Source organism: Thermococcus coalescens (assembly GCF_055392585.1).
On record NZ_AP043764.1, the window covers coordinates 189,519 to 206,798 of the forward strand.

The window sequence follows — 17,280 nt, forward strand, 5'->3', positions numbered from 1 at the left end:
AAGATGGAGGAACTCATAAGGTACGGCGAGAAGTTTTTCGATGAGCTGGAGATTGCCCTTTACCGCTCCAAGGACGTCAGCGCAAGCGTCGAGCTCAACGAGATTTCAATGGCCTCCACGAGGAGCGGCGCGGTAACGATAATCCGCGGGATCAAGGGCAAGCGCCTCGGTTTGGCCATAGTCGACAGCGACGAACCCGGAAAGATTAGGGAGGCGATAGAGCAGGCGGCAAAGATGGCCAGGCTCAATTCCCCGGACGAGAAGTGGGTCTCCCTGCCGGAGCCGGGGAAGTACAGGGAGAAGCCAAGGCCCAACCACGAGCTTAAGGAGGCCTCGCCGGATAGACTCGTCGAGATGCTCGTTCATGGAATAAAGCTCGCCCGCGAGAAGGACGAGAACGTCATTGTTGCAGGCGGCGAGGGCGGCGTTTCTTGGGAGGAGAGACACATACTCAACTCCCACGGGATAAATGTCTTCCAGGAGGGCGGGGCGGCGTTCCTGTTCCTGGAGCTGGTCGGCAGGAAGGGCGACGTCGTAACGCCGGGAATCTTCGACTTCGACGCGCGCAGGGACTTAAACCTCGACGTCGAGGGAGTCGTGGAGAGGGCAGTTCAAAAGGTCAAGTGGGCGTACACCGTCAAGGGGAGCAGGAACGAAGAAGTGCCGGTGATCCTCGGCCCCTGGGCGATAGCGGGCCTCTTCAGCTATGCCCTCTTCCCGGCCTTCAGCGGTGAGAGGCTCGTCAAGGAAACTACACCGCTGGCAGGGAAGGTCGGAGAAAAGATAGCCAGCGACGTGCTCACGATGTACGATGACCCGTTCCACCCGCTGGCCATCGAGCCCGTCATAGCGGACGGCGAGGGCGTACCGACGAGAAAGAACGTCCTCATCGAGAACGGGACATTCAAGGGCTTCGTCTGGGACAACTACTGGGCCAAAGTTTACGGCACCGAGAGCACCGGGAACGGGAAGAGGGATCCAAGAACCGGCGGCATAAACATCGGGTTCCACAGCATGGTCATTGAGAACGGCAAGCGCTCGCTGGAGGACATGATCTCCGAAATCGAGCACGGCTACTTCGTGGACGGCTTCCAAGGTGCGCATTCAAGCAACCCCGACAACGGAAACTTCGCGGTGACTGCAAACCCTGCCTTCCTCATCGAGGACGGGGAGGTCAAGGGGGCGAGCGTCTTCCTCATAGCCGGCAACGTCTATGAACTGCTGAAGAGCGCCACCGAGGTAACCAAGGAGCAGACCGTAATGCCCTTCATGACCACCATCATAACGCCCTTCATCAAGTTCGAGAACGTGAAGATAGCGGGGAAGTGACTACCTTTTCTTTATCCATTCTTCCACAGGCAGGAGCCCAACAACGCGCCCCCCGAGCTTGATCTTTTTGTCCTTCCCTTTCTCCCACGTGACCACCGTTAACTCTCCGATCCCCGTTTCAGAGGCGGCTTCAATAAGTGCCGACAGCTCCCTCTCCCTGTTCTCTGGATGGAGCCTCCACGAGACCTGTATCAGCTCTTCTCCCGGAATTATGAAGTCAACCTCTCTGCCACTTCCGGTTATGTAGAAGAAGAAGTCCTCATTTGGCGTGAGGCCGCGTTTGAGGAGCTCAGTGAATATGAGGTTCTCCAGGAGTCTCCCGCGGTCGCTAACTCCGAGAACCTTGAGAAGACCGTTGTCAACGAAGTATGGCTTGAAGCCGAGGAGTTCTTTCTTCTTTTCGGACTTCACGTGGGCCCTGAGCGGGAACAACACTAAGGCGTCGTTCAGGTATTCTACGTAATTGGCCAGTGTTGGCTTTCCGACCGCTATGCCCAAACTTTTCATCGCGGAGTGTAGCTTGGTTACCGACGTGTGGCTTGATGAAGCCAGGAGTTTGAAGAGGAATCTCAGCGCTTTGAGGTTGTCAACGCGCCATCTCTCGACGACATCGCGGTAGATTGTGACGTCAAGTATCTCCCGCAGAATCTCGCGCCTGAGCTCTGGCTGGAAGACCACCTCGGGATAGGAGCCCCATTCGAGGCACTCCCTAATGACCCCTAGGAGCTTTCCCCTTGCCTCAAGGCCGGGGAGGACTTTTTCAAGCCCCCTGACCATCAGAACTTCAGAGAGCGAGAGGGGGTAGAGGTTCAGGGTTATAGCCCTTCCCCTCAGGACGGTCGCTATCTCCTTTGAGAGAAGCCTTGATGAGGAACCCGTCAGAATTACCCTATGCTCCATGTCGAGGAGGTAGCGAACGAAGCGCTCCCAGCCGTCAACCACCTGGACTTCATCAAGCAGAAAAAGGAGTTTCTCGCCTTTGGGAACGGATGTAAGGGAATAATAACTTCTCAGCATCTCCATTAAGTCCTCAGCGGTTGCCCCAACGAGGCGCGGGTCTTCGAAGTTTACGTAGAGGCTCCTCCTCCGCTCTGGATCGAGTTCGTCCCACAGCTGAAAGAGGAAGAACGTTTTTCCGGCTCTTCTGGGCCCAACAACCGCCAAGGCACGGCTCTTAGGGAGCTTAACCTCGACCTCTCGCCTGGTGTATTCCACCTTTAGCTCTAGATAGTCCGAGATTACCTCTACCCAGGTTGCTCGTTCAATCATGTTTTATACATGAAACATTCTATTTAAAAAGATTGTTCTATGCAGAAAACATTCCCGGAATCACTCCACCCTGAAGTCTATCGCGATGTTGAACTGCCTCGGCGCGTAGGGGCGCACCTTCCTCTCGTCCAGAAACTCCACTTTTAGCCCCAGCTCCCGCGCCACCCCCTTTATCCTCGCCTCGTGCTCAGAGTAGAGGTCTTCCTCGGGGCCGAAGCCGTAGTAGTGGACTACTCCGCCGGGCTTGACGCTCAGCATTGCTTCCCTCAAAAACCTGTGAGCGAACTTGGGGAGGTTCATTATGGCGCGGTCGGCCTTGACTCGGCCAGCGACCTTTCTGACATCGCCAAGGATGGGGACGACGTTGAAGGCCCCGTTGAGACGCCTGTTTTCCTCGAGGTACTTTATTGCCCAGGGATTTATATCTGCGGCAAAGACGAGTTTTGCCTTCTTCGCCAGGAGTATTGCGTACGGCCCAACGCCGGCGAACATGTCGAAGACGACCTCGCCCGGGCTGGTTTTCTCGAAAATCCTCATCCTCTCGGTGGCCAAACGGGGGGAGAAGTAAACTTTAGCGACGTCGAGCTTCAACCTTATCCCGTTCTCGCGGTGGAGGGTTTCAGTCCTTTTCTCTCCCGCCAGGTGGATAAGCTCCCTCACGCGGTATTCCCCCTCAACCCTGCCCCCTTTGGCGAAGACGGCCTTTATGTGGCGGTGAACCTTGAGAATGGCCTCGCCGATGGCCTTTCCGTAATCCATCAGCTCCTCGGGGAGTTCGATTATCGCGACCTCGCCGATTATGTCGAAGGAGCTCGGGAGGAGCGGCCTGAGTTCCCCCGGAACCTCAACGACCTCGCGATAGCTGTGGGGCGTCTTTTCCAGCCTTTCGAAGTCTGCTTCAACGAGCTCGAAGCCCTCAACCGGCCCCGTGACGGGGAAGATGACAAAATCCCCCTCCCGTTTTACGGCATACCCTTTAGCCAGAACTCCGAGTTCGAGGAGCTTTCTCCTGACCTTCTCCGCTTCGCGCTTGGGGACTTTTACGGCGAGCATCGGAGATAGTAATTGGGGCAAATTCAAAAAGCTTCTCCCGAAAGATTTTTAAACGCTCCCCCTTCCCTAATATCGAGCCCCGGTGGTGTAGCCCGGTCAAACATGCGGGCCTTTCGAGCCCGCGCCCCGGGTTCAAATCCCGGCCGGGGCACCAGAATTCTCCAGTTCGCCTTTGCAAAAGGGATTTCACCCTTATAGAAAAGGCTTTTTTCCAAAAAGGGCGCCACTCTCAGCGGAGACTCTGTGCCCTCCGTGTTCTCCTGAAGGTGGATGTTGGCAGCAACCTTTTTAACTCCCCATCAAACTCCTCAACCGATGCCCATGAAAACGCTCGCCGACGTCTTCAGGGAGGCTTTAATGGGGAAGGGAATAGAGAGCATAGGCACCCTCTCAAAGCGCTTCAGGAAGTCAAAGAACAAGCTCCAGGACATAGCGATCGAGATAGTCCACGGAAAGGGTGCGGTCTTCAGGGTTTCTGAGAAAACGGCCGTTGCATGGGACCTGAACGGCAACCGCGTTGAAGGCTCCCACTACGCCTACGCCCCGCTCTGCATGATGGAGAAGTTCGAGCCGGTTCTAACACCCGAGGAGCTCCGCTCAAGGCTTCCCGACTGGCCCTACTTCATAATCGACCTGTACCACTGGAACAAACATACGCAGAAGGAGAAGGGCAAGGTCTGCCTGCAGGTGAGCCAGAGCTACGGCCTTTTGAGGGACTACTTCACCGGAAGGGAGCTGACCGTAACGTGGGCGAACGATGAGTTCAGGTCAATGTTCCACGGCCCCATCGAAAGGATAACGGTCTATGCCGGATCGACGGCAGAATTTTTGGCGGAGAAGGGCATCGACGAGGTCGTCCTCCTCGATCCCTGGGCGGATGAGGTTCTGAGCGAGAAGGACTTCGGCGTTAGGGCCTTCATAATCGGAGGGATAGTCGATACCGGTGGGAACAAGAAGAAGACCACGCCCAAGATCGGCGAGGAGCTTGAGAGCGCCGGAATAAAGGTCCGGAGGAGGAAAATCGTGCTGAGGGGCGACGTCGTCGGCGTCCCGGACAGGATAAACCGTATCCTTGGCATAATCCTCAAGATGATGGTGGAGCAGAAAAGCATGGATGAGGCGGTTTACGAGATGCAGGAGCCACTCCACGCCCGCTGGCGCCTCAGAAAGGAGCTTCCCAAGCATGCGATCCGCTACAAGGTGAACGGGAGAACATACCGCGTCGTGGAGAAGGAGCTTTTCGATTATTATTCAAGCTGGCTCAAGATACGCTGGGAGGACTTTGTCAAGGTTCTCCGCGAGCTGGACCTAATAGCCCTCGAAAGAAGGAGGATACACCACCTCAACAAGATATCCAACGCGAGGATAATCAACGGGAAGGCCTACAGGGTCATACTCCTGAAGAAGGCCGCGATGCTGTGTTACAATTGTTAAAACTCCTAATCCCAATGAGAAAATTAAAAATGCCTATGCATATACTATCTATCATGAACATGATAAGGAGGATGTTCAAGAGTGCCAAAGTGGAGAGTTCTTTGCCAACAGACCAAGATATTAGGTATGTGGCCGAAATTTATCGCCGATTAAAGGGAGATTCAAAAGCAGAAACGCTTACAAATTTATTGGAATGGCAGGAACGGAATATACAATACTGGAAAGAGAGATATTGGATCTCTAGTGCATTTAAAATAATTTTGTGGGCTTTACTTATTCCGAGTGTAGCATTATTCTTTGAGTTTTTGGCCATTATTACATTAAAATTGATCTCATATAAAATTCCGCATGTTTTAGCTTTAATTACAAACGTGACAATATTCGCAGTTGGTGCAATTTTATTGTGGGCACTAATATTGCTTCCATCTTTTGTGTTGTTTTTGGTATATATTAATTACAACCATATAGCTCGAGAACGACAAATAACCCGTAGGGAGAAACTTAAAAAATTAGCTAAACGTATCTGGCACACCCTTAAGCCAAATTTGTCCCTCACCGAAATTCTAGATTATCGGCTGGCAGTATGTAGGGACTATGCAAAGCTTACAGCAGCATTGCTCTTTAATGAGTACTCAGAGGTTCATTTCCTTGCTCTTCCAAACCATATTGCTGCTGCAGTAATGATAAATGGCAAATACTATGTCCTCGACCAGCGATTGCCTATCATGACTCTGGACAGTTGGATAGAAAACTGGGAATGGCTTCTTTGGCTGAAAAAAATTAAAGATAAGTTCCTACGGCAAACGTACAGTCCAAAATGTGACATATACATGGTACAAACTAAGAGAAATCCAGATGAAAGCATTTCGGAGAGACCTACTCTTCGGGAACATAGGAGTTACACAGTGAGATCTCAAAAGAAGAAAAACATAGAAGGCTGTATAAAAAAGCTAGAAGCCCTTTTGACAAGAAAGTTCGATCTTGATCGGGCAGAAACAGGCCATGAAGAACCAGATCTTAGAATCCCGCTAAAGAATTATGCGCTTTATTGTGAAGACGATGAAATTATCTTATATTCCATGGCGAGAGATATCAAAAACCGCATTGAAGCAGAAATATGTAGCAATATCACAAGAATTTCTGGGATAAAGATTTCCAAGGAAGACACTCAAAATTTAGTCGTTGAGATATATCTAAAATAGCGAGTTGGAGAGATCTATAAAGAAAGAAAATGCTCAGAAGAACACCACAACGGCGTCCCCAACGACCGCCGTCTCAACCTCCTCGCCCTCGCTGAAGACTGCCTTTCTCAGGACGATGTCGTCCTTGGTGAGCTCGACCTTCTGGCCATCGGCCTCGAACTCGACCCTTCCGCTCTCCTTGAGGGCCTTTGCAACTTCCTCCGCGTTCTCCTTGAGGTATGCGGTGATCTTCGGCACGAGCTTACCGTAACGCGGCCCGACGGTCCTGAAGTTCGGTTTGATCTCAATGATTCTCTCTTCAAGCTCGGGTTCGCCCCTGATTATCTCCAGCCTCTCGATGTTCATGGTTCCGGCTATGTCCCTCTCGATGGCCTTGAGGGCCTCGTATGAATCGGTGGCGTAGATGGCGACGTGCTTGAGCCTGGCGTTGAGGGAAAGCCCGTGGCTGTTCTTGTAGCGCCTCATGACGCCGACTATCTCTCTGGCGAGCCCGCCGAGCTTTTCGGCTTCCTCATCGATCCTGGCCTCGTCGTACTTCGGCCACTCGAGGAGGTGGACGCTCTTGGCACCGACGTGCTCCTTGAACATGTGGTAGTAGAGCTCCTCGGTGATGTGCGGGGCGAGCGGCGCGAGGAGGAGCATGATGTTGTAGAGCAGCTCGTAAAGCGCTGCTTTCGCCTTCAGCTTGCTCTCCTCGTCGTCGCCGTAGAGGCGGTATTTGATCATCTCAATGTAATCATCCGCCACCTCGTGCCACACGAAGGTCATCAGCTCCCTGGTGAGCAGGTTGAAGCGGTACTTCTCCATCTCCTCGGTGGCGAACTTTATGAGCCTGTGGAGCCTGCTGAGTATCCAGCGGTCGAGCGGCTCAAGTTCCTCCGGAGCATTGCTCGGATCGAAGTCCGCTAAATGTCTCTCGGCGAAGCGGTAGATGTTCCAGACCTTCTGGAGGAAGCGGTAGTTGTAGTCAACGGTTTCCCACTTGAACGGGTGGTCCTCCCCCGGCGGCGCCAGTGCAGTCCAGAGCCTTAAAGCGTCGGCGCCGTACTTCGGGATCACCTCGTCCGGTGCAACGACGTTGCCGTAGCTCTTGCTCATCTTTCTGCCGTCCGGGCCGGCCACCATTCCGTTGATGAGGACATCGCTCCAGGGCTTCTCGCCGGTGAGGACGTAGGTTCTGAATATCGTGTAGAAGGCCCACGTCCTTATGATGTCGGTTCCCTGCGGCCTCAGGGCGGTCGGGAAGTTGTGCCTGAACCAGCGCTTGGCCTCTTCGTCGCCCTTGATGGCCTCGTGCCACCGGGTTATGATGAGCGGGGTTATACTGGAGTCTATCCAGCAGTCGAGGACGTCCGTTACGGGCTCAAGTTCGGCACCGCAGACCGGGCACTTCTCCACGGGCGGCTCGTCGAAGCGCGGGTCAACGGGCAGGTCTTCCTCCCTGGCAGGAACCACGTGACCGTTCCTGCAGACCCAGAACGGGAGCGTCGTTCCAAACACGCGCTGTCTGCTGATGACCCAGTCCCAGTCCATCGAGTCCGCCCAGTCCTTCAGGCGGAGGAACATGTCCTCAGGATACCAGTTTATCTCCCTCGCGACCTTCACTATCTCGTCGGTGAAGTCCTTCACCTTGATGAACCACTGGGTCTTGGGGAGCAGCTCGATGGGGGCCATACACGAGCTCCTCTCGGTGTGTCTCAGCACGCGGTGGTGGACCTTCTTCTTATCGTAGAGCAGGCCCATCCTTTCGAGGTCTTCCGCGATCTTCTCGCGCACCTCCTCCGCCTTAAGGCCGGCGTAAGGGCCGGCGTTCTCGTTCATGGTGCCGTCCTCGTTGATGGCAATGATGACCGGAAGGTTGTAGCGCTTCTGCCAGACAACGTCCTGCTCGTCACCGTAGGTACAGTTGTAGACCGCACCGGTTCCGAATTCAGGGTCGACGTCCTCGTCGGCCAGAACCGGAACCTCTCTCTCAAATATCGGGAGCTTAACCTTCTTGCCCACCACATCTTTATAGCGCTCGTCCTCGGGGTGGACGAAGACGGCAACACAGGCCGGCATCAGCTCGGGCCTCGTGGTGGCTATCGGCACGTAGCCCGAGCCGTCCGCCAGCGGGAGCCTGATGTAGTAGATGTAACCGTCCTCCTCGACGTAGCCGACCTCGGCTTTTGCAAGGCTCGTCCTGCAGCGCGGGCACCAGTAGACCGGGTGCTTGTCGCGGTAGAGCATGCCCTTCTCGTAGAACTCGAGGAGGGACTTCTGCACGGCGGCTTTGTACCAGTCGTCCATCGTGTGGTACTCGAGGTCCCAGTCTGCGGAGTAGCCTATCCTTATGAACTGGTTGCGCATCGCCTCGATGGCCTGCCAGGTCCACTCGACGCACTTCTGCAGGAACTTCTCCGGCTCGTCCTTGCTTATGCCGAACTCTTTCTCCACCTTGAGCTCGGTCGGAAGGCCGTGGTTGTCGAAGCCCTGCGGGAAGAGCACGTTGTAGCCGGTCATTCTCTTATAGCGCGCGATGATATCGATCCAGGTGTGGCTGAGCACGTGGCCGAGGTGGAGCGTTCCGCTCGTGAACGGGGGTGGCGTATCTATGGCGTAGCTCGGCCTCTTTTCGTCGAGCTCGTACTTGTAGATTTTTTCGTCCAGCCAGAACTTCTGCCACTTCGGTTCAATCTCGTTCGGGTCGTAGGTCTTAGGAAGCATGGACATCACCTTTTCGGCTTTTTGAAGATGGGTTACCCTCAGAAGGGCGGCTTAAAAACTTTAACAGTGGTGCCAGAGTAGGGGCTAACCAAGAAGCGCGGAACGCATGGGATTCAAAGGTTGAAATCGGCGTTACGGTGGACGATAGGCACCACCAGGGTATAGAAGTGGACAGGGGTTTAAAAAAGTTTTGGAGGGTCAGCTGAGGAGGAGCCTCAGCTTTCTCATAACGTCCCCCGGGCTTTCTCCAAAAAGGAGCACCATGGGTTCCTTGCCCCAGTCTCCGAGGTGGTAGACCATGTCAGGCCTTTTCCCCAGCCTCCTGACGGCAGTTTCAACGCCCCATGGGATTGTGGCCCCCTCGCGGCTCTTAACCTCCTCGGGCTCTTCCCTCCTGTCATAGAAAGAGACTTCCAGGCCGGTTCCCTCTGCCCTCTCGATAAGTTCCTCCTTGTATCTCAGGTTCAGGGCACTCCTGAACTCCGGATAGAACTTCATCATTGCCAAAACCGCCCGCGCCATGTGGTCGCTGGCCCCGAACTCAACCGGCCCGACGGGCTTTATGGAGCTCCCGAACTTCACTATTCTCCCCTTCACCCCGGCAACGTCCTCTCTTCCCCTGGCGTAGATCCCAGGAAGGGCGTAGACAAAGTTCATGCCCACCTCCGGGACATACTGCCTAAGCCCTTCAATATTCACCAGTTCCTCCACCGCGCTTCTGAGGGCCTCGTAAACCCTCCACCTCTCGGCCGGAATCTCTATCCAGGCGTTCTGGTTGACCGGACAGTGACCGTGCCCTATTCTGACCCCGTAGGAGATTCCCAGCGTTATGAACTCCTTGGCTATCCTCACGGCCTCCTCAAGCCCTTTTCCCCTGGCGAGGTTCGCGGTAATGGCAGCGGAGAAAGAACAGCCCGTTCCGTGGGTGCAGCCGTCAACGAAGGGCTTTCTGTACTCCCTGAAGCTTCCGCGGTGGTACAGAACATCGACGGCCTCACTCGTTCCGAGGTGTCCCCCCTTGACTATCGCCGCCTCGGCACCGAGCTCCTCCACTATGAACCTCGCCGCCCTCTTTGCGTCCTCCACGGTGTTGATTGCAATCCCGGTGAGCTTTTCGGCCTCCGGTCTGTTGGGGGTAACGAGCCTGGCCATCGGGATTATCTTCTCCACCAGTGCCTCTACCGCCTCCTCCCTGAGCAGTGCCGCACCGCTCTTGGCTATCATCACCGGATCGACCACCAGGGGGAAGTCGTACCTCTCCACAGTCCTTGCCACGGCCTTTATTATGTCCGCATTGCTCAGCATGCCGGTCTTTGCAGCATCGACCCCTATGTCCTCTGCGACAGCCTCTATCTGCTTCGCAACGACCTCCGGGAAGACGTCGTGGATAGCCCTGACTTCCCGGGTGTTCTGGGCCGTGACGCTGGTTATCGCCACCAGGCCGTGGACGCCAAAGGCAGAGAATGTCTTCAGGTCGGCCTCTATTCCCGCCCCACCACCGCTGTCGCTACCGGCTATGGTGAGGGCCTTCCTTATCATTCCAACACCCCCATTCTCCGGAGTGCCTTCAAAACGATAAATCCAAGGGTCGTCCCGACCAGGGTGCTCGGAGCAAAGGCAGCCCAGAACCAGAGAGCCGGCTTCTCAACCCCAATCGCGGGGGCAACGAGGAGCGCGCTCAGGGTTCCGCCTATGAACACAGTCCCGATGGGCTCCACGAAGGCCGCCGCGTCCCTCCTTAAAATCCTGTAAGCCAGCCCGACGAGGAATGCTCCGGGGATGCCTCCTGGAAGGGAGAATATCGTCCCAACGCCAAGGGACATCCTCAGCAGGCCTACGGCGAAGGCCACGAAGGAGGCCCACCATGGACCGAGGAGTATCCCCGTCAGGACGTTTATGAAGTGCTGGAAGGGTGCCACCTTCGTGGGCCCGACGGGGAAGGAAACGGTGCCCAGGACAACGCCGAGGGCTATAAAGACCGCCGAATGGGCTATTCTCTGATTGACGGTTTCGATTTTCACGGAACCACCCCCCGTTCGAGCAGTTTGGCCCTAGCCCTATCCCTCAGAAGGGCCCCATCAATCCTATACAGCCAGTCGTAGAGCTTCACGTGGAAGCTCCCGGGCAGGGGGCTCTCTTCAGCGGCAAGCTCTCCGGCAACGCCCAGAACGGTCAACCCCGCAACTCCCGCCCCGAGGGGTTCTTCCACGCTGAGAAATGCCCCTATAATGGCCGTCGCAATGCAGCCGGCACCGGTTATCCTGCCGAAGAGGGGCGTCCCGTTGGAAACGGCATAGGCCACCTTCCCGTCACTCACGTAGTCCACGGGCCCCGTGACGGCCACCACAGTACCAAGCTCCCCCGCCGCTTCCATGGACACCTCAAGGGCCTTCTCCGGGCTGTAGGCCGTCGAATCAACCCCTCTGGTCAGCCCCTCTTCTCCCACAAGGGCTGAAATCTCTCCAAAGTTGCCCCGGACAAGGCTTATCTTCCCGGTGTCGATGAGCTTCAGCGATGCCTCCGTCCTGAACCCCGTTGAGCCCGCCCCAACCGGGTCGAGAACGACCGGCTTCCCAAGCCTCCTCGCAATTCTAACTGCCTCCAGCATGGACTCGAGCCTCTCGCCGTCCAGGGTACCGATGTTTATGACGAGGCTATCCGCCAGCGAGATCATCTCCTCCAGTTCTTCCCCCGCATGGGCCATTACAGGCGATGCACCGAGGGCAAGGAGGGCGTTGGCTGTCGAGTTCATGACTACGTAGTTCGTGATGTTGTGAACCAGCGGCCTCTTTTCCCTCACCTTTCTCAGGGCCTGTGCAATCCACTCCACCGGCATCACCCCTCCAGGAGGTAGTAGAGGACGCTGACGAGCACGAAGGTCGGGATGCTCGAACCCAGCCTGTAACCGATGGTGCTGAGCACCGGGACGTGAACCCCAAAGAGCCCCTCAAGTGCAAGGCTCATGTAAAAAGCGAAGCCAACTGCCCAGATGAGCATCGCCCTGAGGTTGTAGCCCGCGAAGGGCCCGCTCTCATCGAGCAGCTCCTCCGCCCTGTAGGAGCCTCTGACGAGGAAGTAGTCGGTTATCATTATTGCCGCCAGTGAGACGAAGGCACCGCCGATCAGGAGCAGGAAGCCCTCGTACCGTTCCATCGGGAAGAAGAGTGCCAGCAGGGTTCCAAGGACGCCCACCAGGATCACCTGCTTTTTGGCGTCGGCCTTTGGAGATACGTTCTTGTATGTTATCGCGGCAGAGTAAACGTCCAGGAAGGTCGTCGTGACCGTTGAAAAGACTACTATCACCATTGCTGGCACTCCCAGGCCGTAGGCTGCTATGATGGAAATCGGGTCGCCTTCCCCTATTGCAATGTTCGTCAGGGCGCCGACGAAGTAGAAGAGGCCCGAAGAGATGAAGTAGCCGATGTACGTTCCCCAGAACGCGGCTTTTCTTCCCCTTGCGAACCTCGAGTAGTCCGCTATCAACGGGGCCCAGGAGAGCGGCATCGCTATAACCAGGTCAAGCCCGAGCATCAGGCCTATCTCTCCCGTCCCGGGCCTTGAGAGGAGCTCCCCGAGGGGGAACCTCCTCAGCGTAACGTACGTGAGCCATACACTGAGGGCCAGCAGGAGCAGGGCGGCCGCCTTTTCCAGCTTCTCCCAGTTTTTCGGCCCGATGTACGTCCAGAGGGTCACCAGGAACCCGAGGAGAACCACCCAGAGGGCATAGCCCTCAAAGCCCAGTTCCCGGGACACCGCGTTCATGGCGTTTGCTCCGACTATGAGCATTATTGCCGTCCAGCCTATGAGCTGGAGGTAGTTGAGAACCGAGGGCAGTATTGAACCCTTTATCCCCAGAGGGGCCCTTGAGAGCACCATCGTTGGGAGCCCCGTCTCCTCTCCTTCAACCGCTATGAGCCCCATGACCGCGTTCCCCAGGAGGTGCCCGAGCACGATAACGGCCAAGGCCGCTCCGAGGCTCAGTGCAGGCGTCAGGAGTGCCCCTGCCCAGAACTCCGCTATACTTATCCCGGCCCCGAACCAGATGGCCAGGAGGGTCATGAGGGTGAACCTTCGTTCCCCTTTCCCGGTGGGTTTGATGTCGTACCCCTCCATAGCACCACCGGTGGGAGCTCCGCCCGAGGTTTTATAACTTTTTTGTGAGATTCTAAAACTTAGTTATAACAGCGGCAAAAACAGGTGAGTCGGCTTGAATCTCCACGGGGTCATTTAACCGCGACCAGCCAGTACCTGCTTTCCTTCGGCCTCAGCTCCCTCCGCAGGTCTCCGTAAACCCTGACCCTTTTGAAGTACTTCCCGGCCAGGAGCCGCATCTCCCTCGGGGTGTAGATGTTGAGCTCGTCGTCCACGAAAAACGCCTTAACGCTCCCGTCGGGCTTAACAATCTGCACCAGCCTCTTGAAGCGGAGCTTCTGGAAGGCCGGCTCGATTTCGCGCCAGTCGGTTATGATCAGCCGTTCATCGCCTCTCTGCTCGTCCCAGACTATTGGAGAGCTTCCGCCGTAGTGCCACGCCGGGAAGTCTGCTATGAAGACCCCTCCCTGCCTTAGGGCTCGCTTCACCGAATTAAACAATTCTTGAATTGAAGAATCATCGAAATAGGTAATGGACGAAAAGAACATCGTCACGGCGTCGAACTCCTCCTCAAAGGCGATCTCAAGCGCGTCCCCCTGAACGAACTCAACGCTAAGCCCTTCCCTTTCCGCCTTCCTCCTCGCGACTGCGAGCATCTCCCCATGGAGATCCAAACCAACGACATCGTAGCCCCGCCTCGCCAGTTCGAGCGTTGGGGTTCCCGTCCCGCAGGCGAGGTCGAGAACCCTCTTTATGGGCCTCCCGGCGTCCTCCCTGAAAATCTCCTCCACAAAGTCGATCTCCTCCCCAATCCTCTCGGCCCTTCTCCTGTAAATCGCGTCGTAGTACTCGGCAAGGGCTGTGTAGAGCTCGTGCATGGTACCACCAAAAATGAAGTGAGCTTCAGGTTTAAAACCCTTCTTCCATCCCTCGGAAGGCCTCAATCAGCCTCCCGTTCTCCTCGGGCCTTCTGACCGAAAAGCGGACGTATTCGGGAAGGCCGAAGCTCGTGCAGTCCCTAACCAGAACCCCCCTTTCCTTCAGCCGCTCAACGGCCTTTTTGGCATCTCCAACGTGCTTTATGAAGAAGTTGGCCTCGCTTTTCACGCCGAGAGCCTTTTCCAGCCTTTTCTTCTCGCGCCAGATGAGGGGCATCGTTTTCCTCAGGTGTTCGAAGCCGTCCTTGATTACGAACTCCAGGAAGGCCAAGCCCACTGAACCTATGCTCCACGCCATTCTAACACTCCTAAACGCCTCTGGAAAGCCTAGGACGTAGCCCACCCTTATCCCAGGCAGACCATAGCTCTTCGTGAAGGTTCTGAGCTTTACGATGCTCTCTCCATCCGGGCTTTCCGGGTTCTTAACGAAGTCTATGAACGCCTCGTCGAGGACGAGGAGGGCCTTTCTGTCCTCAACGGCATCGAGGAGGGGCTTGAGCTCCCTTATTCGGTAAAACCTCCCGTCCGGGTTGTTGGGGTTGCAGAAGAAGACCACCGAACCCCTCTCTACCAGTTCGGCCAGCTTCTCCGGCTCGTTTGCGCCTTTGACGACGCCGGCCCCGAAAATGCGCGCGGCTCTCTCATACTCACCGTAGGTGTGAGCTGGCACTATCACCTTTCGCCCCATAAGGGCGAGGATTCCGATCAGGTAGAGCGCCTCCGTAATGCCGGCCGTTACCGTCAGGGGTTCGCCCACCAACTCTGAGAGGCCCTCCTCGAGTTCCTCGTAGTAGGGGTAGCGGCCGCTGATTTCCTTTGCCCTCTCGAACATCTCGTCGAGCCACTGCGGTGGGTAGGGGTTGAGCGATGCCGAGAAGTCAAGCAGTCCTTCCTCCCTCGCTCCACCGTGATGGGTCGAGAACTTTACCGGTTCAAGCATGGACACACCCCCGTTGCGAGCAGCATGGAGACGATGATCACCCACTCGGCAACGACGAGCCGGTAAACCCTCAGGGCTCGCCCGATATCATCGCTCCCTGGAGTTCTCCCCGGAAAACGGTAAACGCCGGGCTTTTCAAGCCAGACGCCGAGGACCGCTGACATCGCCGCTATCGGCTTGTCGGAGTTTATCTTGAACCTGGCCAGACGGTAGTGGCGGAGAACCCCCCTTCCCCCAAGCGGGAGGTAGAGCAGAACCGTCAGGCGCGCCGGGATGAGGTTGAGGAGGTCGTCTAATCTGGCGGAAAACTTGCCGAAGAACTCGTAGCGTTCGTTCCGGTAGCCGAGCATCGCATCGAGCGTGTTGACGGCGCGGTAGAGCAGAGCACCGGGAAGGCCGAAGAGGAGGAAGTAGAAGAGCGGAGCTATGACAGAGTCGTTGAGGTTCTCGGCGAGGCTCTCTATCGCTGCCGAGTTCAGGTGGGCTTCGCCGAGGTTCCCGGTGTCCCTGCTCACTATCATTGAAACCGCTTTTCTCTTCTCCTCGATGTCTTCAATTACCGTTCTTGCCACGTGTTCGTGGAGGCTCCTGATAGCGAAGGAGCTTTTGAGGAGGTAAACCGCTAAAGCGTAGTTCAGCGGAAAGGGGAGGTACAGCGGGAGGAGCGAGAGCATCAGGGCGGCGGCCAGGACTGCGATGGCCGCCAGCGTTCCGGCAATGAAACCCGGGAGGGGGGAGCGTCTCCTGTAACGGGAGTCGATGAACCCGGCCAGCTTCCCGAACCACACGACGGGGTGGACTAACGCCGGCGGTTCCCCCAGGAGCACGTCCCACAGGAGAGAGAGCACTAAGACCCCTAGAACCTCCATTCCCCAAAGGCCTCCTTTATCGCCGAGTACTCCTCAAGCATCTCTTCACTCGGCTCTCTTACGCCCCTCCTCACGTACCAGGCCGGGTGTCGCAGGTAGGTAAACTCAAAGCCGAGTCGTCTCAGGGCCTTCTCGGCCGTCCTGCCTACGGCAAAGATTGCCTCTGGCTTCACCACCTCCAGCTCCCTCCCGAGGAGCTCAAGCTCGCCCTCTCCAAAGCCCCTCAGCCTGTTCTCCGGCGGGTTGCACTTCACGACGTTCGTTATGTAGACGAAGTCCGGGTTGATGCCGAGCGAGAATAGCGTCTTTCTGAGGAGCATGCCGGAGGCGTCGCGGTAGAAGCATATCCCCGTCTTCCCGCAGCCCTTCCTCCCCGGCGCCTCCCCGACGAGGACAACTCCGGAACCCGTCCAGCCGTTGGCGAAGGGAAGGCCTTTGAACTCTCCGACCTGGAGCTGGTAGCGGTGGTACTCCCCGCGGCAGAACCTCAGAGGCTCCCTGAGAAGCTCGCAGTAGAGGCTCTCCAGCTTCCGGGCGGTTCTTTCATCCTCCGCGTCCACAACGAGGAAGCGCTCGCTGGGGTTGTATACCGTCCTCGCGTAGACCCCGTACGTCCTCTCGTCCAAGCTTAAAAAGTCCCTCCAGTCCCTCAGGAGAAGGGGACGGATCCTCAGGTTACCCGGGTTGACGTAGACCTCCCCGATCCTCTCCAGCCTCTCGAACCTCAGGAGCATAATGGATAAAAAGTCCAGGGGGTTTATAGCTTTGGTGGTTCGGTTGGGAGAAAAGGGTATCGCGTTTTTCTCAGGTGGCAAGGATGGTCTCTATGCGCTCTACCTGGCGGAGGGGATGGGAATAGAGGTTCCCTACCTCCTGGCTCTCAAAACTACGATAGGGCTCTCTCCGCACTGGGAGAACTTCGAGGCATTGAAACGCTCGCCGAAGCTATGGGGAAAGAACTGCTCACCTTCGATATGGGTAAGGGAGGCGGAGCTTTGGCGGAGTTCATGGGCTCTCTCGGCGTCGATTACCTGATAGCCGGGGACGTTCTTCTCGAAGACCACAAGAAATGGGTCGATGGGCTTGCAGAAAAAGCCGGAATCAACGCCCTTGAGCCCCTCTGGGGGAGAAACACCCTTGAGCTGGCCGGGGAGATGCTTAAAGAGGGCTTTCAGTGGGCGATAATGGCGGTTGACCGGGAAAAGCTCCCGCAGAAAGCCCTGGCCTACACCTTCCGCTCGAAGGACGACCTGGGGGACTTTTTGGAGACCTACCCCCACGTTGATCCGGTTGGTGAGTTCGGCGAGTTCCACACGGTTGTTCTGGCCTCACCGCTCTTTGAGGGGAGCTTTGGGCTTGATGTTGTATCGGTTGAAGAGAGCGAAAGGTACTGGTGGCTGAGGTTTGGGCTGAGAAAGGCATAATAACAATGATGCCAAACTATCTGG

At 56.4% G+C, this 17,280-nt stretch carries 14 protein-coding genes, 1 tRNA gene and 1 pseudogene; 5 read left to right on the top strand and 11 right to left on the bottom strand.

The window, feature by feature from the left end; translation table 11 throughout:
- Positions 1–3 precede the first annotated feature (3 nt).
- Positions 4–1,329, top strand: coding sequence for a TldD/PmbA family protein (locus ACZ5M3_RS01090; protein ID WP_464841005.1), 1,326 nt, complete (start codon positions 4–6; stop codon positions 1,327–1,329).
- On the opposite strand, the gene ACZ5M3_RS01095 is transcribed toward ACZ5M3_RS01090, so the two are convergent.
- The gene (locus ACZ5M3_RS01095; protein ID WP_464839884.1) at positions 1,330–2,598 is read right to left on the bottom strand and encodes an ATP-binding protein; all 1,269 of its coding nucleotides are present in this window, start codon (positions 2,596–2,598) and stop codon (positions 1,330–1,332) included.
- A 60-nt stretch (positions 2,599–2,658) separates the two neighbouring features.
- Positions 2,659–3,651, bottom strand: coding sequence for a tRNA (guanine(37)-N1)-methyltransferase Trm5b (trm5b, locus tag ACZ5M3_RS01100; protein WP_464839885.1), 993 nt, complete (start codon positions 3,649–3,651; stop codon positions 2,659–2,661).
- 76 nt (positions 3,652–3,727) lie between these two features.
- Between trm5b and ACZ5M3_RS01105 the strand changes: the two genes are divergently transcribed.
- From ACZ5M3_RS01105 to ACZ5M3_RS01115, 3 genes are all read left to right on the top strand, one after another.
- Positions 3,728–3,805, top strand: a tRNA-Glu gene (locus tag ACZ5M3_RS01105).
- A 167-nt stretch (positions 3,806–3,972) separates the two neighbouring features.
- A complete protein-coding gene (gene trm10 / locus ACZ5M3_RS01110; protein ID WP_464841006.1) occupies positions 3,973–5,085 on the top strand; it encodes a tRNA (guanine(9)-/adenine(9)-N1)-methyltransferase in 1,113 nt (370 codons plus the stop codon).
- Between the two features lie 53 nt (positions 5,086–5,138).
- On the top strand, positions 5,139–6,287 hold the full coding sequence (locus ACZ5M3_RS01115) for a transglutaminase-like domain-containing protein (protein WP_464839886.1): 1,149 nt from the start codon (positions 5,139–5,141) through the stop codon (positions 6,285–6,287).
- Between the two features lie 33 nt (positions 6,288–6,320).
- Here ACZ5M3_RS01115 and ACZ5M3_RS01120 read toward each other — a convergent pair whose 3' ends face one another.
- The 9 genes from ACZ5M3_RS01120 to ACZ5M3_RS01160 form a co-directional block, all read right to left on the bottom strand.
- Positions 6,321–8,993 (bottom strand): valine--tRNA ligase, encoded by a 2,673-nt coding sequence (locus ACZ5M3_RS01120; RefSeq protein WP_464841007.1) that lies wholly within the window; start codon positions 8,991–8,993, stop codon positions 6,321–6,323.
- A 198-nt stretch (positions 8,994–9,191) separates the two neighbouring features.
- Complete coding sequence (locus ACZ5M3_RS01125) at positions 9,192–10,532, bottom strand: bifunctional hydroxymethylpyrimidine kinase/phosphomethylpyrimidine kinase (protein ID WP_464839887.1); 1,341 nt, start codon at positions 10,530–10,532, stop codon at positions 9,192–9,194.
- Entirely contained in the window at positions 10,529–11,014 is a 486-nt protein-coding gene (thiW, locus tag ACZ5M3_RS01130) for an energy coupling factor transporter S component ThiW (protein ID WP_464839888.1), read from the bottom strand. Before thiW ends, ACZ5M3_RS01125 begins: the two co-directional genes overlap by 4 nt.
- The gene (gene thiM, locus ACZ5M3_RS01135) at positions 11,011–11,829 is read right to left on the bottom strand and encodes a hydroxyethylthiazole kinase (protein ID WP_464839889.1); all 819 of its coding nucleotides are present in this window, start codon (positions 11,827–11,829) and stop codon (positions 11,011–11,013) included. The genes thiW and thiM overlap by 4 nt, the downstream gene beginning before the upstream one ends.
- Positions 11,829–13,106, bottom strand: coding sequence for a putative hydroxymethylpyrimidine transporter CytX (gene cytX, locus ACZ5M3_RS01140; protein ID WP_464839890.1), 1,278 nt, complete (start codon positions 13,104–13,106; stop codon positions 11,829–11,831). Before cytX ends, thiM begins: the two co-directional genes overlap by 1 nt.
- 110 nt (positions 13,107–13,216) lie before the next feature.
- Positions 13,217–13,963: a class I SAM-dependent methyltransferase gene (locus ACZ5M3_RS01145; protein ID WP_464839892.1), complete on the bottom strand. Its 747-nt coding sequence runs from the start codon at positions 13,961–13,963 to the stop codon at positions 13,217–13,219.
- A 31-nt stretch (positions 13,964–13,994) separates the two neighbouring features.
- A complete protein-coding gene (locus ACZ5M3_RS01150; RefSeq protein WP_464839893.1) occupies positions 13,995–14,963 on the bottom strand; it encodes an aminotransferase class I/II-fold pyridoxal phosphate-dependent enzyme in 969 nt (322 codons plus the stop codon).
- Complete coding sequence (gene cbiB, locus ACZ5M3_RS01155) at positions 14,948–15,832, bottom strand: adenosylcobinamide-phosphate synthase CbiB (RefSeq protein ID WP_464839894.1); 885 nt, start codon at positions 15,830–15,832, stop codon at positions 14,948–14,950. Before cbiB ends, ACZ5M3_RS01150 begins: the two co-directional genes overlap by 16 nt.
- The gene (locus tag ACZ5M3_RS01160; RefSeq protein ID WP_464839895.1) at positions 15,820–16,566 is read right to left on the bottom strand and encodes a uracil-DNA glycosylase family protein; all 747 of its coding nucleotides are present in this window, start codon (positions 16,564–16,566) and stop codon (positions 15,820–15,822) included. The genes cbiB and ACZ5M3_RS01160 overlap by 13 nt, the downstream gene beginning before the upstream one ends.
- 1 nt (position 16,567) lies before the next feature.
- Here ACZ5M3_RS01160 and ACZ5M3_RS01165 point away from each other — a divergent pair.
- Positions 16,568–17,256, top strand: a pseudogene (locus ACZ5M3_RS01165) (PAB0415 family putative ATP pyrophosphatase).
- Positions 17,257–17,280: the final 24 nt, after the last annotated feature.